General features: G+C 72.7%; 18 protein-coding genes and 1 pseudogene. 11 read left to right on the plus strand and 8 right to left on the minus strand.

Translation table 11 applies throughout. The annotated features are described in order from the left end of the window. Positions 1 to 3: 3 nt before the first annotated feature. The gene (locus ACZ3HQ_RS15255; RefSeq protein WP_467510999.1) at positions 4 to 693 is read right to left on the minus strand and encodes a response regulator transcription factor; all 690 of its coding nucleotides are present in this window, start codon (positions 691 to 693) and stop codon (positions 4 to 6) included. A gap of 292 nt (positions 694 to 985) precedes the next feature. On the opposite strand from ACZ3HQ_RS15255, the gene ACZ3HQ_RS15260 reads away from it, so the two are divergent. From ACZ3HQ_RS15260 to ACZ3HQ_RS15295, 8 genes are all read left to right on the plus strand, one after another. Beyond that, positions 986 to 1762: an amino acid ABC transporter ATP-binding protein gene (locus tag ACZ3HQ_RS15260; protein WP_467511001.1), complete on the plus strand. Its 777-nt coding sequence runs from the start codon at positions 986 to 988 to the stop codon at positions 1760 to 1762. A gap of 152 nt (positions 1763 to 1914) precedes the next feature. Then, the gene (locus ACZ3HQ_RS15265) at positions 1915 to 2745 is read left to right on the plus strand and encodes a glutamate ABC transporter substrate-binding protein (protein ID WP_467511003.1); all 831 of its coding nucleotides are present in this window, start codon (positions 1915 to 1917) and stop codon (positions 2743 to 2745) included. 131 nt (positions 2746 to 2876) lie between these two features. After that, complete coding sequence (locus tag ACZ3HQ_RS15270) at positions 2877 to 3542, plus strand: amino acid ABC transporter permease (protein ID WP_467511005.1); 666 nt, start codon at positions 2877 to 2879, stop codon at positions 3540 to 3542. Next, positions 3539 to 4441 (plus strand): amino acid ABC transporter permease, encoded by a 903-nt coding sequence (locus tag ACZ3HQ_RS15275; RefSeq protein ID WP_467511007.1) that lies wholly within the window; start codon positions 3539 to 3541, stop codon positions 4439 to 4441. The genes ACZ3HQ_RS15270 and ACZ3HQ_RS15275 overlap by 4 nt, the downstream gene beginning before the upstream one ends. A 232-nt stretch (positions 4442 to 4673) precedes the next feature. Beyond that, positions 4674 to 6293 carry an FAD-dependent monooxygenase gene (locus tag ACZ3HQ_RS15280; RefSeq protein WP_467511080.1) on the plus strand — a complete coding sequence of 540 codons (1620 nt, stop codon included), beginning with the start codon at positions 4674 to 4676 and terminating at the stop codon, positions 6291 to 6293. Between the two features lie 77 nt (positions 6294 to 6370). Continuing rightward, positions 6371 to 6457, plus strand: a complete 87-nt coding sequence (locus tag ACZ3HQ_RS15285; protein WP_324608464.1) for a putative leader peptide — start codon at positions 6371 to 6373, stop codon at positions 6455 to 6457. A gap of 66 nt (positions 6458 to 6523) precedes the next feature. Further along, positions 6524 to 7066 carry a cupin domain-containing protein gene (locus ACZ3HQ_RS15290; RefSeq protein ID WP_467511009.1) on the plus strand — a complete coding sequence of 181 codons (543 nt, stop codon included), beginning with the start codon at positions 6524 to 6526 and terminating at the stop codon, positions 7064 to 7066. After that, positions 7057 to 7476, plus strand: coding sequence for a rhodanese-like domain-containing protein (locus tag ACZ3HQ_RS15295; protein WP_467511082.1), 420 nt, complete (start codon positions 7057 to 7059; stop codon positions 7474 to 7476). The genes ACZ3HQ_RS15290 and ACZ3HQ_RS15295 overlap by 10 nt, the downstream gene beginning before the upstream one ends. A 52-nt stretch (positions 7477 to 7528) precedes the next feature. Here ACZ3HQ_RS15295 and recX read toward each other — a convergent pair whose 3' ends face one another. Both recX and recA read right to left on the minus strand, forming a co-directional pair. After that, positions 7529 to 8323 carry a recombination regulator RecX gene (recX, locus tag ACZ3HQ_RS15300; RefSeq protein ID WP_467511011.1) on the minus strand — a complete coding sequence of 265 codons (795 nt, stop codon included), beginning with the start codon at positions 8321 to 8323 and terminating at the stop codon, positions 7529 to 7531. 3 nt (positions 8324 to 8326) lie between these two features. After that, positions 8327 to 9463 carry a recombinase RecA gene (recA, locus tag ACZ3HQ_RS15305; protein WP_467511013.1) on the minus strand — a complete coding sequence of 379 codons (1137 nt, stop codon included), beginning with the start codon at positions 9461 to 9463 and terminating at the stop codon, positions 8327 to 8329. A gap of 382 nt (positions 9464 to 9845) precedes the next feature. Between recA and ACZ3HQ_RS15310 the strand changes: the two are divergent. Beyond that, positions 9846 to 9977 (plus strand): annotated as a pseudogene (locus ACZ3HQ_RS15310) (CGNR zinc finger domain-containing protein); the annotation flags it as partial. A 76-nt stretch (positions 9978 to 10053) separates the two neighbouring features. Here ACZ3HQ_RS15310 and ACZ3HQ_RS15315 read toward each other — a convergent pair. Next, the gene (locus ACZ3HQ_RS15315) at positions 10054 to 11190 is read right to left on the minus strand and encodes an AI-2E family transporter (RefSeq protein ID WP_467511084.1); all 1137 of its coding nucleotides are present in this window, start codon (positions 11188 to 11190) and stop codon (positions 10054 to 10056) included. A gap of 301 nt (positions 11191 to 11491) precedes the next feature. Next, positions 11492 to 11686, minus strand: a complete 195-nt coding sequence (locus ACZ3HQ_RS15320) for a DUF3046 domain-containing protein (RefSeq protein WP_031183082.1) — start codon at positions 11684 to 11686, stop codon at positions 11492 to 11494. A 79-nt stretch (positions 11687 to 11765) separates the two neighbouring features. On the opposite strand from ACZ3HQ_RS15320, the gene ACZ3HQ_RS15325 reads away from it, so the two are divergent. Continuing rightward, positions 11766 to 12710: a hypothetical protein gene (locus tag ACZ3HQ_RS15325; RefSeq protein WP_467511015.1), complete on the plus strand. Its 945-nt coding sequence runs from the start codon at positions 11766 to 11768 to the stop codon at positions 12708 to 12710. 8 nt (positions 12711 to 12718) lie between these two features. On the opposite strand, the gene ACZ3HQ_RS15330 is transcribed toward ACZ3HQ_RS15325, so the two are convergent. The 3 genes from ACZ3HQ_RS15330 to ACZ3HQ_RS15340 are packed head-to-tail and all read right to left on the minus strand — an operon-like array spanning position 12719 to position 14666. Then, the gene (locus tag ACZ3HQ_RS15330) at positions 12719 to 13027 is read right to left on the minus strand and encodes an AzlD domain-containing protein (RefSeq protein WP_030803336.1); all 309 of its coding nucleotides are present in this window, start codon (positions 13025 to 13027) and stop codon (positions 12719 to 12721) included. Further along, entirely contained in the window at positions 13024 to 13776 is a 753-nt protein-coding gene (locus ACZ3HQ_RS15335; protein ID WP_467511018.1) for an AzlC family ABC transporter permease, read from the minus strand. The genes ACZ3HQ_RS15330 and ACZ3HQ_RS15335 overlap by 4 nt, the downstream gene beginning before the upstream one ends. Further along, the gene (locus ACZ3HQ_RS15340) at positions 13674 to 14666 is read right to left on the minus strand and encodes an AraC family transcriptional regulator (RefSeq protein WP_467511020.1); all 993 of its coding nucleotides are present in this window, start codon (positions 14664 to 14666) and stop codon (positions 13674 to 13676) included. Before ACZ3HQ_RS15340 ends, ACZ3HQ_RS15335 begins: the two co-directional genes overlap by 103 nt. A gap of 100 nt (positions 14667 to 14766) precedes the next feature. Between ACZ3HQ_RS15340 and ACZ3HQ_RS15345 the strand changes: the two genes are divergently transcribed. Next, positions 14767 to 19710 (plus strand): ATP-dependent helicase, encoded by a 4944-nt coding sequence (locus ACZ3HQ_RS15345; RefSeq protein WP_467511022.1) that lies wholly within the window; start codon positions 14767 to 14769, stop codon positions 19708 to 19710. Position 19711 lies beyond the last annotated feature (1 nt).

A 19711-nucleotide genomic window follows, 5' to 3' on the forward strand; every position in this document is an offset into this window, starting at 1 on the left:
CCGCTATCCGGCCGGGGCGACGAGCCGGTAGCCGACCCCGCGCACGGTCTCGATCAGCGCGGGCATCCGCAGCTTGGCGCGCAGCGACGCCACATGCACCTCCAGCGTGCGCCCGGTCCCTTCCCAACTGGTGCGCCACACCTCGCTGATGATCTGCTCCCGCCGGAAGACCACACCGGGACGCTGGGCGAGCAGCGCGAGCAGGTCGAACTCCTTGCGGGTCAGCGGGACGGTGACCCCGGCCACGCTGACCTGCCGGGTGGGCAGTTCGATGCGGACGGTGCCGAGCAGCAGGGCGGCGCTGTCGTCGCCGGTCACGGCGTCCTCGGGGACGGTGCGGCGGCTGACGGCGTGGATACGGGCGAGGAGTTCGCCGGTGTCGTACGGCTTCACCACGTAGTCGTCGGCGCCCAGGTTGAGCCCGTGGATGCGGGAGCGTATGTCGGAGCGGGCGGTGACCATGATGACCGGGGTGCCGGTGCGCTTGCGGATCTTGCCGCAGACCTCGTAGCCGTCCTGGTCGGGCAGGCCGAGGTCGAGCAGGATCACGCCGAAGCCGGGGCCCTCGGGGACGAGCGCCTGGAGCGCCTCCTCGCCGCTGCGGGCGTGGGTGACGTCGAAGCCGTGCCGGGCGAGGACCGCGGAGAGGGCCGCGGCGACGTGGTTGTCGTCCTCGACGAGCAGCAGTCTCATCCCGGCCCCCTTCAGTTCGGCGTTCGTACGGTCTGCGTTCTTCTCGGGCGCGTACCGATGGTGCGCGCGTGTGCACCATGCAGTGACGCCGATGAAGGACGACGCCGTCAAGAGCGTTCCGGTTGCCCAAGCCTTCCGTTATCCGGCCGATACGCGCACAGAACGCAAGTGCTACGACACGTGTCCGATTGCTATCGGATCGTGATGCTCAGATTCACCTCAGATGTGATGACGCGGGCGCGGGGTCGTCACTACTGTCCACCGAAACCGAGGAGGACGGAGCCCGAGAGCGATGACCGAAGTAGCGGTGGCCAAGGAAGACGTGGCCGCGTCCGACGACCTGGTCGTCCTGAAGAGCGTCAACAAGCACTTCGGCGCGTTGCATGTGCTCCAGGAGATCGACCTGACGATCGGCCGCGGCGAGGTCGTCGTGGTCATCGGGCCGTCCGGGTCCGGCAAGTCGACCCTGTGCCGCACCATCAACCGTCTGGAGACGATCGACTCCGGCAGCATCACCATCGACGGCAAGCCGCTGCCCCAGGAGGGCAAGGCGCTGGCCAAGCTGCGCGCGGACGTCGGGATGGTGTTCCAGTCCTTCAACCTCTTCGCGCACAAGACCGTGCTCGAGAACGTGATGCTGGGCCAGCTCAAGGTCCGCAGGACGGACAAGAAGAAGGCCGAGGAGCAGGCGCGCGCCCTGCTCGACCGGGTCGGCGTCGGCAGCCAGGCCGACAAGTACCCGGCGCAGTTGTCCGGCGGTCAGCAGCAGCGCGTGGCCATCGCGCGGGCGCTGGCGATGGGCCCGAAGGTGATGCTCTTCGACGAGCCCACGTCGGCCCTCGACCCCGAGATGATCAACGAAGTCCTCGAGGTCATGCAGCAGTTGGCCCGCGAGGGCATGACGATGGTCGTCGTCACCCACGAGATGGGCTTCGCCCGCTCGGCCGCCAACCGCGTGGTCTTCATGGCGGACGGCCGGATCATCGAACAGGCCGACCCCGAGCAGTTCTTCAGCAATCCGCGCAGCGACCGGGCCAAGGACTTCCTGTCCAAGATCCTGCACCACTGAGCCGCGGGCCGGGCTCGCGCGCCGAGCGCGCCGACCGTGCCGACCCGGCCGTCCGGACCCCCGGGCGGCCCGGGGCCGTCCGCACGGCGGCCCGCGCCCTCGCGCTCTTTCTCACGTTCGCTCCGTCACGCATCACGCAAAGGATGTCCACCATGAAGCTCCGCAAGGTCACCGCCGCCTCCGCCGTCGTGCTCGCGCTCGCCGTGTCCGTCACCGCCTGCGGCGGCGACAAGAAGGACGACGCCGCGGGCGGCAAGAAGATCAAGATCGGCATCAAGTTCGACCAGCCGGGCCTCGGTCTGAAGCAGCCCGACGGCTCCTTCTCCGGCTTCGACGTGGACGTCGCCACCTACGTCGCCAAGCAGCTCGGCTACCAGCCGAACCAGATCGAGTGGGTCGAGACCAAGAGCGCCGACCGCGAGAACGCCCTTCAGCGCGGCGACGTCAAGTTCATCGCGGCCACCTACTCCATCACCGACGAGCGCAAGCAGAAGGTGGACTTCGCCGGCCCGTACCTGCTGGCCCACCAGGACCTGCTGGTGAAGAAGGGCTCCGACATCACCAAGGGCACGGACCTCAACGGCAAGAAGCTGTGTTCCGTGACCGGTTCCACCTCGGCGCAGAACGTCCAGAAGACGATCGCCCCGAAGGCCAACCTGCGTGAACTGTCCGGCTACTCGGAGTGCGTCGCCGGTCTCCAGAGCGGCGCCGTCGACGCGCTCACCACGGACGACTCGATCCTCGCGGGCTTCGCCGCGCAGGACAAGTACAAGGGCCAGTTCGCGCTCGCGGGCCTGAAGCTCAGCAACGAGAACTACGGCATCGGCGTCAAGAAGGGCGACTCCGCGACCGTCGACAAGATCAACAAGGCGCTGGAGCAGATGGTCTCCGACAAGTCGTGGGACAAGGCCGTCGAGAAGAACTTCGGCCCGGCCGAGTACAAGAACGAGCCCGCCCCGAAGATCGGCGACATCGTCAAGTAGGCCCAGCGCCCACGACGCGAGGACCTGGCGGGCTCCGCACGGTCCACGGCCCGCGCCGCCGTCCACCGCTTCCCGGACGGCGGCGCGCCCCGACCACCCCGTAGGCCACACACCCGGAAGCGCGGGAGAACGTGTTCGACTTTCTTGAAGGCTACGACGTCCTGGGGGCGTTCTGGACGACGGTGCAGCTCACCGTCTTCTCCGGCGTCGGCTCCCTCGTCTGGGGCATCCTGCTGGCCGGCATGCGGGTCAGCCCCGTCCCGCTGATGCGCGGATTCGGCACCGCCTACGTCAACATCGTGCGGAACATCCCGCTGACGATCATCATCCTGTTCACCTCGCTCGGCCTCGCCGACATCTTCGGCGTCACCATGGGCGCCGAGGACTTCAAGATCCAGGGCTTCCGGCTGGCCGTGCTCGGACTGGTCGCCTACACGGCCGCGTTCGTGTGCGAGGCGATCCGCTCCGGCATCAACACGGTGCCGGTCGGGCAGGCCGAGGCGGCCCGCGCCATCGGGCTGAGCTTCTCGCAGACGCTGCGGCTGATCGTGCTGCCGCAGGCGTTCCGCGCGGTCATCGGCCCGCTGGCCAACGTCCTGATCGCCCTGACCAAGAACACCACGGTGGCGGCCGCCATCGGCGTGGCCGAAGCCGCCACCCTGATGAAGACGATGATCGAGAACGAGGCCCAGACCGTCGCCATCGGCACCGTCTTCGCCCTCGGCTTCGTGGTACTGACCCTGCCGACCGGCCTCCTCCTGGGCTGGCTCGGCAAGCGACTGGCGGTGAAGCGATGAGTTCCGTCCTCTACGACACGCCCGGCCCCCGCGCCCGGACACGCAATGTCGTCCTCTCGGTCGTCTTCTTCGTCCTGCTCGGCCTGGCGCTGTGGTGGGCCGTGATGAAGCTGGACGACAAGGGCCAGTGGGCGTGGGCGCTGTGGAAGCCCTTCACCACCGGCGAGGCGTGGACCACCTATCTGCTGCCCGGCCTCGGCAACACCCTGAAGGCCGCCGCGCTGTCCATGGTCATCGCGCTGCCCCTGGGCGCGATACTCGGCATAGCCCGGATGTCCGACCACCGCTGGGTGCGCGTACCGGCGGGCGTGGTCGTGGAGTTCTTCCGCGCCATCCCGGTGCTGCTGCTGATGCTGTTCGCCGGTGAGTTCTACGTCCGCTCCACCGACATCCCCAGTGACTCCCGGCCGCTGTACGCCGTCGTCACCGGCCTGGTGCTGTACAACGCCTCGGTGCTCGCCGAGGTCGTCCGGGCCGGCATCCTCTCGCTGCCGAAGGGGCAGACGGAGGCCGCGTACGCCATCGGCCTGCGCAAGGGCCAGACCATGGCGGGCATCCTGCTGCCGCAGGCCGTCACCGCGATGCTCCCGGCCATCGTCAGCCAGCTCGTGGTGATCGTGAAGGACACGGCGCTCGGCGGTGTGATGCTCCAGTTCACCGACCTGCTCAACGCCCGCAGCACCCTGGCGGCCAACTACGCCAACGTCATCCAGAGCTTCGCCGTGGTGGCGGTCCTCTACATCGTGCTGAACTTCCTGCTCACCTCCTTCGCCTCCTGGCTGGAGGGCCGGCTGCGCCGCAGCACGCGCGGCACCGGCGCGGTGCTCGGGGCCGGCACGGTCGATGACCTCAACGCGGGTGACGCCGGCGGTTCGGCACCCGTCGGCACGACGGCCTGACACCCGCTCAGGCAAGCCCTCGGGGGCCGGGACGGCGCGTACAGCCGCCCCGGCCCCCCATTGCGGTCCTGGGCTCCGTACCCGATCCTGGTGAGGTGATCGCCACGGGCCCCGGTCACTTGACGCATACTCTGCCAATGGGTTGCATACGTTCTGTGATCGTGCACCCCGCTTCACCTTCCTGTTCCCGCGTGTTCGTCGAGGCATCGTCATGGGCAGGGGGCGCCACACCGTGGACCCGGTGATCATCGTCGGAGCGGGGCCCGTCGGGCTCACCCTCGCCCTGGCACTGGCCCGCCAGGAGGTGCCGTCCGTCGTCCTCGACGAGACCGGCGGCAAGGACGAACCCCGGCCTGCGCGCACCGTCGTCCTGCGCGAGGACACCGCGGCACTCCTGGAGCGGCTGACTGCGGTTCCGGTCGTTGAGCTGGGGCTGCGCTGGACCGGCTGGCGGTCGCAGCGGCGCAGGCAGGTGGTGAGCGAGATCGCCTTCGCGGCCGGCGACCCCGCGCCGGTCCACATCGAACAGCACGTCCTCACCGCCGCCCTGCGCGCGGCCGCCGACGCCGAACCGCTGGTCGAGGTCGCCCCGGACAGCCGCCTCGACTCCCTCGAACAGGAGCGCTCCGGCGTCACCGCGCACACCCGCGGCCCCCGGGGCACCTGGTGGCGGGGCAGTCACCTCGTCGGCTGCGACGGCCCCCGCTCCACGGTCCGCAAGCTGCTGGACATCCGCTTCCCCGGCCGGACCGCGGTGGAACGGCACGCGGTCGCCACCCTCCGTGTCGAACTCCCATGGGAGGGCAGCGCGTTGCTGCACCGGACGCCGCCGTGGCGGTCGTCCGGGCACCCCTCCAGCGAGGTCAGCGCGCGGCCGCTGCCGGACAGCACATGGCGCCTGGACTGGCTGCTGCCGGGCGGCAAGGACCTGATCACGCCCGAGTTCCTCGTGAGCAACGTCCGCAAGACGCTGGCGGGCTGGAACGGCGGCACGGTCCCGGCCTACGACCTCCTCGACACCGGTGTGCACGCCGTCCACCACCGGCTCGCCCGCCGCTGGCGCTCCGGCCGGGTGTTCCTCGCCGGTGACGCCGCCCACCTGCTCGGCGCGCTCGGCACGCAGGGGCTCGACGAGGGGCTGCGGGACGCCGACAACCTCGCCTGGAAGCTGGCCGTCGCCTGGCACCACGGCTCGCACGAGGCGCTGCTCGACAGCTACCAGGCCGAGCGGCGCGCGGTGGTCGCCGCCCGGCTGCGCGCCGCCGACCAACTGCTCCCGGTACTGCGCGGCACCGGCGGACTGCGCGGCTACGTACCCGGCGCGGCCCGTAACCAGGACACCCTGATGACGGACGGTCACCTGGGCCGGGGAGCGCTCGGCGAGCCGGGGGCGTACGCCACCTCGCCGCTCGCGCCCCGCTACCTGGAGGGCGAGATCCCGGTCGACACCGCGCCCGGCGCCCCCGTCACCGATGTACGGGTCACCGCGGAGGACGGCTCCTTCGTACGGCTGCGCGACCGACTGGGCCGGGGAGCGCTGCTCGTCGTCCTGATCGCGCCGGGTACGGGGGTGTGGGACCGCAAACACTGGATGTCCGCCGGGGTGATGCCCCGGCTCGCGGCCGCGGTGACCGCGCTGCCGCACCGGGCGGAGCTGCTGGTCGCGGAGAGCTATCCGGGAGCCCCGGCGCACAGCGTGCTCCTGGTGCGCCCCGACGGCCATCTGGTCACCGCGCTCAGCGGGGTGCGGCCCGCCGATCTGTACGCCGCGGCGGAGGCCGCGCTCGGCGGCGCGGTGCCGTTGGAGGACGCCGTGAAGGAGGAGGCGGAGGCCGGTTCGGGGGTGCGCTGACCTCGGGCTCGGGCTTCCCCTGTCCACATGATGACGATCGATTGACCGGAGTGCGGCGGCATGCTGTACTCCGGATCGTGACCGACACCCGTGTACGCCTGTGGCGGAGGGTCCATATGGACCTGCTCCGCTACGCGGGCTGCGTGTGTCGTCCGTCCTGCTGAATTCGCATCCCCCTTTCCGGGCGCCGTCGCGCGCCCGTTCGGCGAACCCTCTTCAGGACGGTGCACATGTCTGTCTCCCCCCTCACTTCCCCCTCCCCCGCCCCCACCCCCTCCTCGGCTCCCGGCCAGGCCGAGCTGCTCGACTTCGTCCGGCGCGCCGCTGACGACGCGGAACTGATCGCCTCCCTCCCGCTCGACCCCGAGGGCCGCACCTGGCTGCGGCTGGAGGGACCGGGCGGCAGCGAGGCGTGGCTGATCGGCTGGCCACCCGGCACCGGTACGGGCTGGCACGACCACGCCGACTCGGTCGGCGCCTTCCTCACCGCGTCCGGGGAACTGCACGAGAACTCGCTGGCCGCCCGGCTGCCCACGGACGGCTGGCGGACCCTGGAACTCACCGAGGACATCGACCGCGAACGCCGTCTCGGCGCCGGTCAGGGCCGCGCCTTCGGCCGGCACCATGTGCACGAGGTGTTCAACGACTCCCCCGACCGGCACGCGGTGTCGGTCCACGCCTACTACCCGCCGCTGCCGCGCATCCGCCGCTACAGCCGCACCGGCCAGGTGCTCCGGCTGGAGCAGGTCGAGCGTCCGGAGGACTGGCAGTGAGCGGCGACGGCGACGCACTGCGTCCGGTCGGGATCGACGAACTGCTGGACCGCGTCCGCTCCGGCTACCGGCGCGTCGAGGCCCGGGCGGCGCACGAGGCAGCGCGCGCCGGTAAGGCCCTGCTGGTCGACATCCGCTACGCGGCCCTGCGCGACCGGGACGGACTGATCCCCGGCGCCCTGGTGATCGAGCGCAACGAGCTGGAGTGGCGGCTCGACCCGCAGGGCAGCCACCGGGTGCCGGAGGCCACCGGGCACGATCTGCGGGTCGTGATCATCTGCAACGAGGGCTACGCCTCCAGCCTGGCGGCGGCCTCCCTGCACCAGCTCGGACTGCGGCGCGCGACCGACCTGGTGGGCGGCTTCCAGGCGTGGCGCGCGGCGGGGCTGCCGGTGGAGACGGTGGCCTAGACGTACGTCCGCTCGGGGCTCGACGCCCTGAGCGGACCGCCCTGGCCGCCCGTCAGAAACCGTCCTCCGCCAGGAACTCCGTGTCCTCGCCCTCTTCCTCCAGCGCCTGGCGGACGACGCGGAGGGCCATGCCCTCGGGATACCCCTTGCGGGCGAGCATCCCGGCGAGACGGCGGAGCCGTTTGTCCCGGTCGAGCCCACGGGTGGCGCGCAGCTTGCGGTCCACCAGCTCGCGGGCGGTCGTCTCCTCCTGCTCGGAGTCGAGTTGTCCCACGGCCTCCTCGATCAGCGCCGAGTCGACTCCCTTGGTGCGCAGTTCACGGGCGAGGGCGCGACGGGCCAGCCCCCGGCCGTGGTGCCGCGACTCCACCCAGGCGTCCGCGAAGGCACTGTCGTTGATGAGTCCGACCTCCTCGAACCGCGACAGCACCTCCTCGGCGACCTCGTCCGGGATCTCCCGCTTGCGCAGGGCGTCCGCGAGCTGCTTGCGGGTGCGCGGGGTTCCGGTGAGCAGGCGCAGACAGATGTTCCGCGCCTTCTCGGCCGGGTCCGCCTCCGTGGAGGACACCCCTTGCCCGGCCCTCGACGAGCGCGGGGTGTCCTCGTCCGTGCCGGCCGGCTCCCCGAAGCCGCGCCGCCGACGGCCGCGCCGGGAGGAGCCGCCCCCGTGGGACCCCTCCGAGCGTGTGCCGTCCCACCCGGACCGGCGTGGCGCCGGGTGGCTGTCCTCGTGTCCGTCCGCGTCGTCACCGGGCGCGGCCGTGGCCGGGTCGCCTCCGATGCCCCTCCCCCGTGGGGCACCGGACGCGGAGTGGTCGTACTCGGCCCAGTCGGTTCGTCGCGTCACGGGTCAGCTCTTGGCTGCGGCGGCCTTGGGCTTGGTGGCCTTGGCCGGGGCGGGGGCCGCCTTGGCGTCCGTGGCCTTCGCGTCGGCGACCGGGGCGGTGACCGCGGCGGCGTCCGTGCCCGGCTCGGCGGCGGGCTGCTCGGGACGCACTCCGACGCCCAGCTTCTCCTTGATCTTCTTCTCGATCTCGTTGGCGAGGTCGGGGTTGTCCTTGAGGAAGTTGCGGGCGTTCTCCTTGCCCTGGCCGAGCTGGTCGCCCTCGTACGTGTACCAGGCGCCGGCCTTGCGGACGAAGCCGTGCTCCACGCCCATGTCGATCAGACCGCCCTCGCGGCTGATGCCCTGGCCGTAGAGGATGTCGAACTCGGCCTGCTTGAACGGCGGGGCGACCTTGTTCTTGACGACCTTGCAGCGGGTGCGGTTGCCGACCGCGTCCGTGCCGTCCTTCAGGGTCTCGATGCGGCGGATGTCGATGCGCACCGAGGCGTAGAACTTCAGCGCGCGGCCACCGGTCGTGGTCTCCGGCGAGCCGAACATGACGCCGATCTTCTCGCGGAGCTGGTTGATGAAGATCGCGGTGGTCTTGGACTGGTTGAGCGCGCTGGTGATCTTCCGCAGGGCCTGGCTCATCAGGCGGGCCTGGAGACCCACGTGACTGTCGCCCATCTCGCCCTCGATCTCCGCGCGCGGGACGAGCGCCGCGACGGAGTCGATGACGATGAGGTCGAGGGCGCCGGAGCGGACCAGCATGTCCACGATCTCCAGCGCCTGCTCGCCGTTGTCCGGCTGGGAGAGGATCAGGTTGTCGATGTCGACGCCGAGCTTCTTCGCGTACTCGGGGTCGAGGGCGTGCTCCGCGTCGATGAAGGCGACCTGGCCGCCGGCCTTCTGCGCGTTGGCCACGGCGTGCAGGGTGAGGGTCGTCTTACCGGAGGACTCCGGGCCGTAGATCTCCACGACTCGGCCGCGCGGCAGACCACCGACGCCGAGAGCCACGTCGAGGGCGGTCGAGCCGGTCGGGATGACCTCGATGGGCTCCATCGACCGCTCGCCCATGCGCATCACTGCGCCCTTGCCGAATTGTCGTTCAATCTGTGCGAGCGCGGCGTCGAGCGCCTTCTCGCGGTCGGTTCCTGCCATGGGTTCCACCCGGTTTGCTTGAGTCGATCGCTTCACGTCAAAGACGCTAACGCCTGCCACTGACAACGCGCCCCGACGCCAGCCCGGCCTGTGGATAACTGGGGTACATCCCTACCCGAACCGTACTGAAATCCCTGCCGTCGGCCTCGCCTGAGCCTCCATAAGAATGTATGTTCGATTTTCATGTCAAGCACGTCCACCCCCCGGCGCGCTCGACCGCTCGGCCCAGGTGCGGGTACCCCTGCGGGGGCGGTACGGCAGCGCGCCGCACGAAGCGACAGCAGGGGGAAGCGACGGCCCGCGCCGTGCCCAGCACCCACCCCTGACCAGCGGCCCGGCGAGCCACTCACACAGCACACAGCCCGCCGGTCGCTATGCCGACTCCGCAAGCTGCGACAACGTCTACGTCACCCAGGGCAGCGGCCCGCCCCGTCGCTACTGCTCACGCCGCTGCGCCACCCGCGAGCGCGTGGCAGCCCACCGCCGCGCCCGCGCCGGACGAGAGGCCCCCTAGGTCGTCCGGAGGATCATGGCGCGGACGGGGTCGATCGGCACCGCTTCTTCCCGCAGCATGATCCGCCGGACAGGTCCTAGCCCTCGGAGTCCGGCTCCGGCGCTCGCGGGCGCCCCAGGCGGAGGCGGATGAAGGTGTCCGGGCGGCCCCGCCGGCGCAGCCGGTGGCCGTGCACGCGCGGGTCGTCCGTGACCGTGTACCGCTTCACGTACGCCCCCAGGAACGCCTGGAGCGTGGCGACCGCCGGGATCGCGATCAGGGCGCCCACCGCGCCGAGCAGGGCGGTGCCCACGATGACCGAGCCGAAGGCGACGGCCGGGTGGATGTCGACGGTCTTCGACGTCAGCTTGGGCTGGAGCATGTAGTTCTCGAACTGCTGGTAGACCACGACGAAGATCAGCACCCAGACCGCGTACCAGGGCGCCACGGTGAAGGCGATCAGCATCGGAAGCGCGCCCGCGAGGTAGGTGCCGATGGTCGGTACGAACTGGGAGACCAGGCCGACCCAGACGCCGAGCACGGGCGCGTACGGCACGCCGAGGGCCTGGAGCAGGATGTAGTGCGCGATGCCGGAGATGAGCGCCATCAGACCGCGCGAGTAGATGTAGCCGCCGGTCTTGTCGACGGCGATCTCCCAGGCGCGCAGCACCTCGGCCTGCCGCGCGGGCGGCAGCACCGAGCACAGGGCGCGGCGCAGCCGGGGGCCGTCGGCGGCGAAGTAGAACGAGAACAGGCCGACGGTGAGGACCCGGAAGAGCCCGCCGAGCACCTGCGCGGACACGTCGAGGACACCGGCCGCGCTGTTCTGCGCGTACTTGCGCAGCCAGTCGGAGTGGAGCACGCCCTCCTGGACGTCGACCCGGCGGACCTGGAGGTGGAAGGTCTGGTTGACCCAGTTGATGACCGAGTCCAGATACTCGGGGAATCCCTCGATCATCTTGATGATCTGGCCCGCGAGCATCGAGCCCAGCAGGGTGAAGAAGCCGGCGGTGACGACGGCCAGGCCGAGGAAGACCAGGAAGGTGGCGAGTCCCCGGCGCATCCCGCGCGCGGACATGCGGCTGACGGCGGGCTCGATGGCGAGCGCCAGGAAGAACGCGATCAGGATGTTGAGCAGCAGCCCGGTCAGCTCGTGGAAGGCCCAGCTCCCCAGTTGGAACAGGGCGACCAGCGTGAGCGCGAGCACCATGGCGCGCGGCAGCCATCGCGGCATCCGGGCACCCGTGAGGGCACCGGCGGCGGGCTCGCGCGGCGGCGTGCCGGCGGCGGAGGGCGCCGCCACGGGCGGAGGTGCCGTCTGCGGGTCGGTCGGCTCGATGTCGTCGATGCGTGCCACGGGCCAAGTCTCACCCACGCCACCGACAGCGCGGACCGTAGGAGGGCCCGGGTGACCTACTCGGCATGTGGCCGTCAACACACCCGTCGTGGGGTCCGCCGACCGGGTGACCGGCGATCCGCGTATTTCGCCCCCGCCTTTCGGCCGATGGCGCCCGGCACCGGCCGACGAGCACGGCTCAGCGTTTGTCCCCCGGCACGTCCATCACGGTGCACACCACGCGCCACACGTCCTTGGCGTCCCAGCCCGCGTCCAGTGCCTGGTGCACCGTCCGTCCGCCCAGCTCGGACATGATGTGATCGCGCGCGAAGGAGTCGGCGTACCCCGCACCGAAGTGCTCCGCCATCCGCTGCCAGAAGACCGTCAACCGCATGCCTCAAGTATCCCGCCTCGGGGGGCGGCACCGTCCGGGACCGTTCTCGGCGGGCTCCGGTGGCTCTACGGTCTGGTCCATGGCCGAATCAGGTGGTCCCTCACTCCCCTCCGCGCGCCCGGCGCACACCCCCCTCCTCCGCGCGGAGCGCTTCGTCTGGCTCACCGCGCGCGTGCTGGAGCAGCGGCTCTTCGCGCACCGCTTCCTGAACGGCGGCGCGGACCCGGTGGAGAGGGCCCTGGACGCCTATCGCAACGAGGACGGCGGTTACGGCCACGCCCTCGAGCCCGACCTGCGCGGCCCGGTGAGCCAGCCGCTGCACACCGCCCGCGCGCTGCACGTGCTGGACGCGATCGGCCGGTGCGGGGGCCAGCGGGTGGAGCGGGTGTGCCGGTATCTGACCTCGGTGTCCACCGCGGACGGCGCCCTGCCGGCCGTCTGTCCGAGTCAGCGCGGCTACCCGGTGGCGCCGTTCGTGCCGGTGGTGGACGACCCGCCGAGCGAGCTGCTGGCCACGGGCCCGGTGGTGAGCCTGCTGCACCGCAACGAGGTGTGGCACGCGTGGCTGTTCCGGGCCACCGACTTCTGCTGGCAGGCCGTGGACGCCCTGGAGACCTCGCATCCGTACGAGGTCGAGGCCGCCGTGGCCTTCCTGGACGCCGCTCCCGACCGCGCCCGCGCGGAGGCGGCCGCCGACCGGCTCGGCCGCCTGGTGCGCGAGCGGCGCCTCGCGGTGCTGGACCCGGACCATCTCGGCGCGTTCCCCGTCGCCCCCGGCTACGCGCCCGGCGAGCACCACTTCCCGCACGACTTCGCGCGCACCCCCGACTCGCTCGCGCGCGCGTGGTTCACCGACGAGGAGATGACGCGTTCGCTGGAGTTCCTCGCCGCCGAGCAGGAGGAGGACGGCGGCTGGCCGGTCCGGTGGCGCCAATGGGCACCGGCTCCCGCGCTGGAGGCGCGCGCCGGCGTGACCATCGAGGCGCTGCGCACCCTGAGGGCGTACGGCCGCTACGTCGGCTGACCCGGCGCTCAGCCGGTCAGGGCGCGTACGCCGGCGGTCACCACCACGGCCACGGCGACGACCACCAGGAACGGCGCGCGCAGCAGCAGCGCGACGGCCGCCGCCGCGACCCCTGCGGCCCGCGCGTCCAGGACGAGGGCGTGGCCGTCGGCGAAGGTCTGCTGGGCGGTGAGCGCGGCCAGCAGGGCGACCGGGAGCAGCGCGGCCAGCTTCTTGACCAGGGGCCGCTCCACGGCGCTGGCGGGGACGAGCAGTCCGGCGAGCTTGACGGCGTAGCAGCCGAGCGCGGTGACGCCGATGGCGAGCCAGGTGTTCAACGGTCCTCCTCCGGGGTGCCCGGCCGCTGTGCGGAGCGGGCGCGCAGACCTTGGACGAACAGGGCGAGCGGCGCCGCCAGGGCCGCCACCAGGACGGGCGCCCCGGCGGGCAGGACGGGCAGCAGCCCGAGGCCCAGGACGACCGCGAGGGCGGCGACCGCCCGTTCGGTGAAGGTGGTCAGCATGGGCGCGAGCAGCGCCAGGAAGACGGCGGGCCCGGCCGCGTCCAGCCCCCAGGCGCCGGTGTCGCCGAGGGCCTGGGCGCCGAGGGCGCCGAGCAGGGTGGTGAGGTTCCACAGCACGTAGAGGCTGAGCCCGGTGACGGTGAAGCCGAGCCGCGCGGAGCGGCGGTCCGGCTGGGCCACGGTGACGGCGGTGGTCTCGTCGATCACCCATTGGGCGGCGAACGGCCGCAACGCGCGCGGGAGGGCGAGCAACTGCGAGAGCCGCAGCCCGTAGAACGCGTTGCGCACGCCCAGGAAGAACGCTCCCGCCGCGGCCGTGAACGGGTTGCCGCCCGCCGCGAGCGCCCCTACCAGGGCGAACTGGGAGGCGCCGGTGAAGACCAGGAGGCTGAGTGCGCAGGTCTGGAGGAGTCCGAGTCCGCTGCCGGCCGAGGTGACGCCGAAGGCGAAGCCGGAGAGCCCTACGGCGACGCCGACCCCGAGGGCGTCCCGTACGACGGCGCTGTCCGGCTTTCCCACGTCCTCGGCGGCCCTGTCCGCGAGTGCTGTCTGTCGCTGTGCCACGCCCCGGACGCTACGGCCGCTCCTGCGGCGGCGTCTTGTACGTTGTTGCGCCCGGCTGTGTTCTCGCGGTTCTCGCGTTCGCGCTGGTAGGCCCCCGGAGGCACGCCGACGATGCGGGCGAAGTGGCGGTTGAGGTGGGGCTGGTCGGTGAAGCCGGCGAGCGCGGCGGCCTCGGCGGGCGGGGTGCCGGTGTCCAGCAGGAGCCGGGCGCGGCGCACACGCGCGTCGGTGAGCCAGGTGTGCGGGGGCATGCCGTAGGCGTCCCGGAAGGCCCGCAGCAGGGCGAAGCGGCTGGTGCCCAGGTCGGTGGCGAGCCGCTCCAGGCTGGGCGGCTCGGCCATCCGCTCCTCCAGCACGGCACGCGCGCGTGCGGCGATCCCGGCGCCGGCCGAGCGGGGGCGGCGCTCGGGCAGCGGGCCGCCGTTGAGCCGCAGCAGCCGGGTCACCGCGACGCTCAGCAGGGTGTCGGCGGCCAGCGCGTTGCCCTCCTCGGCGGCGCGCAGCACCTGGTGGACGAGGCGGACGGTGTACGGGTCGTCCACCATCGGCGCGGCGAAGCCGGGCGTGCCCCGGATGGTCGTCGTCTCGGCCGCTATCCGGGCCACTACCTCGGGCGAGGGGTAGACCGCGCCGTACCGCCAGCCCTCGGGGACGCCCGCGCGGCCGGTGTGCGGGGTGTCCGGGTTGACCAGGGCGAGGGAGCCCGCGCCCACGGAGACGTCGGCTCCCTGGTGGTGGAAGACCTCGACGCCGTCGGCGATGGCCGCGATCACGAAGTTCTCGTGGGTGTGGCGGACGAAGGTCTTGCGGATGTAGCGGGCGCGGAGCAGGTCGACCCCGGGCAGTTCCGCGTACCGCCAGTGCCGTGCCCGCTCCGCTGAACCCGCCATACGCCCATTGTCGGCCACGTCCGCCGGTCGCGGCACGCCCTGATCCGCCCCGTTTGCCCAGGTCAGCCCGATTGTCAGTGGGCGGGTGCAGGATGGAGGCATGGTCAGTTCCGCCCACCCGGCCCTCGAAGGCTTCTCCCCCGCGACCCGCGAATGGTTCACGGGGGCGTTCCACGCGCCCACCGAGGCCCAGGCGGGCGCCTGGAAAGCCATCAACGAGGGGTCGGACGCCCTGGTGGTGGCGCCGACCGGGTCCGGCAAGACGCTGGCCGCCTTCCTCGCCGCCCTGGACCAGTTGGCCTCCACCCCGCCCCCGGCCGACCCCAAGAAGCGCTGCCGGGTGCTGTACGTCTCCCCGCTGAAGGCACTCGCGGTGGACGTGGAGCGCAATCTGCGCAGCCCGCTGACCGGCATCCGCCAGGAGTCCATCCGCCTGGGCCTGCCCGAGCCCGAGGTCAAGGTGGGTATCCGCTCCGGCGACACCCCGCCCGCCGAGCGGCGCGCGCTGGTCACCCGGCCGCCGGACATCCTGATCACCACCCCCGAGTCGCTGTTCCTGATGCTGACCTCGTCCGCGCGGGACGCGCTCACCGGCGTCGAGACCGTGATCCTGGACGAGGTGCACGCGGTCGCGGGCACCAAGCGCGGCGCGCACCTCGCGCTGTCCCTGGAGCGCCTGGACGAGCTGCTGCCCAAGCCGGCGCGCCGGATCGGCCTGTCGGCGACCGTGCGGCCGGTGGACGAGGTGGCCCGCTACCTCTCGCCCCGGCGCAGGGTGGAGATCGTCCAGCCCGAGTCGGGCAAGGAGTTCGACCTCTCCGTGGTCGTGCCCGTGGAGGACATGGGCGAGCTGGGCGGCTCCCCCGCGGCCGACGGCGACGACAAGGCCGAGAAGCCCTCGATCTGGCCGCATGTCGAGGAGAAGATCGCCGACCTGGTCCAGTCGCACCGCTCGACCATCGTGTTCGCCAACTCCCGCCGCCTGGCGGAGCGGCTGTGCAACCGGCTCAACGAGATCGCCTACGAGCGCGCCACCGGCGAGAAGCTGGACGAGCACCACTCCCCGGCCGAGCTGATGGGCGGCTCGGGCGCGGCTCAGGGCGCGCCGCAGGTGATCGCCCGCGCGCACCACGGCTCGGTCTCCAAGGAGCAGCGCGCGCTGGTCGAGGAGGATCTGAAGGCCGGGCGGCTGCCCGCCGTGGTGGCCACCTCCAGCCTGGAGCTGGGCATCGACATGGGCGCCGTCGACCTGGTCGTCCAGGTCGAGTCCCCGCCCTCGGTCGCCTCCGGTCTCCAGCGCGTGGGCCGCGCGGGACACCAGGTGGGCGCCGTCTCCACCGGCGTGGTGTTCCCCAAGTACCGGGGCGACCTGGTGCAGGCGGCCGTGGTCACCGAGCGGATGCGCTCCGGCGGGATCGAGTCGCTGCGGGTGCCGTCCAACCCGCTGGACGTACTGGCCCAGCAGCTCGTCGCCATGACCGCCCTGGACACCTGGCAGTTCGACGACCTGCTGGCCACCGTGCGCCGCGCGGCGCCCTTCGCCTCGCTGCCCGAGTCCGCGTTCACCGCCACCCTGGACATGCTCGCGGGCCGCTACCCCTCGGACGCGTTCGCGGAACTGCGTCCCCGCGTGGTGTGGGACCGCGTGGCCGGCACCATCAGCGGCCGGCCCGGCGCCCAGCGGCTCGCCGTCACCTCCGGCGGCACCATCCCCGACCGGGGCCTGTTCGGCGTCTTCCTCGCCGGGTCCGACCCCAAGAAGGGCGGCGGCCGGGTCGGCGAGCTGGACGAGGAGATGGTCTACGAGTCCCGCGTGGGCGATGTCTTCACGCTGGGCACCAGCTCCTGGCGCATCGAGGACATCACCCGCGACCGGGTCCTGGTCTCCCCCGCGCCCGGTGTGCCGGGCCGGCTGCCGTTCTGGAAGGGCGACCAGCTCGGCCGCCCGCTCGAACTGGGCCGCGCGCTCGGCGCGTTCCTGCGCGAGGTCGGCGCGCTGTCCGAGGAGGACGCCCGGCTGCGCCTGCTCACCGCGGGCCTGGACGCCTGGGCGGCGGACAACGTCCTGTCCTACCTGGCCGAACAGCGCGAGGCGTGCGGGCACATCCCGGACGACCGCACCATCGTCGTGGAGCGCTTCCGGGACGAGCTGGGCGACTGGCGGGTCGTGATCCACTCCCCCTTCGGCGCCCAGGTGCACGCCCCCTGGGCCCTGGCTCTGGGCGCCCGCCTCTCCGAGCGGTACGGCATGGACGCGCAGGTCATGCACGCCGACGACGGCATCGTGCTGCGCCTGCCCGACGCCGATCTGATGGGCCTGGACCTGCTGGACCAGAGCCCCGGCAGGGGCGGCACGGAGTACGACGGCGAGCAGGCCCCGGTCGGCGCGGCGGATGTCGCCTTCGACAAGGGCGAGGTCGACCAGATCGTCACCGACCAGGTCGGCGGCTCGGCCCTGTTCGCCTCCCGCTTCCGGGAGTGTGCCGCCCGCGCGCTGCTGCTGCCGCGCCGCAGCCCCGGCAAGCGCACCCCGCTGTGGCAGCAGCGCCAGCGCGCCGCGCAACTGCTGGAGGTGGCCAGCGAGTTCGGGTCCTTCCCGATCGTCCTGGAGGCGATCCGCGAGTGCCTCCAGGACGTGTTCGACGTGCCCGGCCTGGTCGAGCTGATGGGCGACATCGAGTCCCGCAAGGTCAGCCTGGTCGAGGTCACCACCCCCGAGCCCTCCCCCTTCGCCCGCTCCCTGCTGTTCGGTTACGTCGCCCAGTTCCTCTACGAGGGCGACTCCCCGCTCGCCGAGCGCCGTGCCGCCGCGCTCTCCCTGGACTCCCGGCTGCTGGCCGAGCTGCTCGGCCAGGCGGAGCTGCGCGAGCTGCTCGACGCCGAGGTGCTGACCGAGCTGGAGCGCGAACTCCAGTGGCTCACCGAGGACCGGCGCGCCAAGGACCCGGAGAGCGTCGCCGACCTGCTCCGGCTGCTGGGCCCGCTGACCGACGCCGAGCTGGCCGAGCGGGGCGCGGAGCCGGAGTGGGCGCGTGAACTGGCCGCCGCCCGGCGGGTCATCAAGGTGCGCGTCGCCGGCCACGACCACTGGGCGGCCGTCGAGGACGCGGGGCGCCTGCGCGACGCGCTGGGCACCGCGCTGCCGGTCGGTGTCCCCGAGGCGTTCACCGAGCCGGTGAAGGACCCGCTCGGCGACCTCCTCGCGCGCTACGCCCGTACCCACGGCCCCTTCACCTCGGCCTCCGCCGCCGCGCGCTTCGGTCTGGGCGTCGCGGTCACCGAGGGCGCCCTCCAGCGGCTGGCCGGCAGCGGCCGGGTCGTGCAGGGCGAGTTCCATCCGGCGGGCATCGGCCAGGAGTGGTGCGACGCCACGGTGCTGCGCCGGCTGCGCCGCCGTTCGCTGGCCGCGCTGCGGCACGAGCTGGAGCCGGTCCCGCCTGCCGCGCTCGCCCAGTTCCTCCCCCAGTGGCAGCACATCGGCAAGGGCCACACGCTGCGCGGCACCGACGGACTGGTGCGCGCCGTCGAGCAGTTGCAGGGCGCCTCGGTGCCCGCCTCCGCGCTGGAGAAGCTGGTGCTGCCGTCCCGCGTGGCGGACTACAAGCCGTCGATGCTGGACGAACTCACCGCCGCGGGCGAGGTCGTGTGGGCCGGGGCGGGCTCCCTGCCCGGCAAGGACGGCTGGGTCTCGCTCTACCTCGCGGACACCGCTCCCCTCCTGCTGCCGCCCCCGCACCCCCTGGAGCTGAGCCCGCTCCACCAGTCGATCCTGGACACGCTCTCCGGCGGGTACGGCCTGTTCTTCCGTCAGATCGCCGACCAGGTCCGCGCCACCACGCACCCCGAGGCGAGCGACGCCCACCTCGCCGACGCCCTGTGGGACCTGGCCTGGTCGGGCCGGCTCACCAACGACACCCTGGCCCCGATGCGCGCCCTGCTGGGCTCGGGCCGCACGGCGGGCGCGACGGCCCACCGGGCCAAACGCAATGTCCCGCGCGGGCGGTACGGCTCCCTGACCGCCGCCGCCCGCGCCGGCTCCCGGTCCGGTCCGCCGACCGTGGGCGGCCGCTGGTCGCTGCTGCCCGTGCCCGAGCCGGACGCCACCGTGCGCGCCCACGCGCGTGCGCGCGCCCTGCTGGACCGGCACGGCGTGGTGACCAGAGGCGCCGTGGGCGCGGAGGGCGTCGAGGGCGGCTTCTCGGCGGTGTACCGGGTGCTGTCCGTGTTCGAGGAGAGCGGTCAGGCCCGGCGCGGCTATGTGGTCGAGGGGCTGGGCGCCGCCCAGTTCGCCATGGACGGCGCCGTGGACCGCCTCCGCGCGGTGTCCAACGCCCGCGACCGGGGCGAGCGCGTCCTGCCCGCCCCCGCCCCGGTGGGCAACGGCGCCCTCCCGCCCTTCCCCGGCGACGGCCACGCCGCGCCGGACGCCTTCGACCCTTCCTCCGGCGGCTTCGGCCACCCGAGCCTCGACGGCGACTTCGCCTGGCCGCCCCCGGGCGGGGACGACGACGGTCTGCCGCGCCCCTTCGGCCCGGCGGCCATCCCCGACCCGTACGCCTCCCCCGGCCAGGGCGGCCCGCGCGGCGGCACCGGCTACGGGGGCTCCCCCGCGAGCCGGAGCTACGGCCCGCGCGCGCGGGAGGCCGCCCCCGACTCCAGAGCGGTGGTCCTCGCCGCCGCCGACCCCGCCAACGCGTACGGCGCCGCCCTGCCCTGGCCCGAACCCCCGGCAGGCGCCGGGCACAAGCCCGGCCGCAAGGCGGGCTCGCTGGTCGTCCTGGTGGAGGGCGAGCTGACCCTCTACATGGAGCGCGGCGGCAAGACCCTGCTGGCCTGGCCCACCGACCCGGACTCCGCGGCGTCCGACGACCCCCGCCTGCGCGCGGCGGCGGAAGCCCTGGCGGCGGCCGCCCGCGCGGGCTCCCTGGGCACGGTCACCGTGGAGCGGATCAACGGCACCGCGGCCCTGACCTCGACCCTGGGCCCCCTGCTGGAAGGCGCCGGCTTCATAGCGACCCCAAGGGGCCTGCGCCTGCGCGCCTGAC

The sequence above is a fragment of the Streptomyces sp. NPDC018263 genome, from assembly GCF_055562575.1.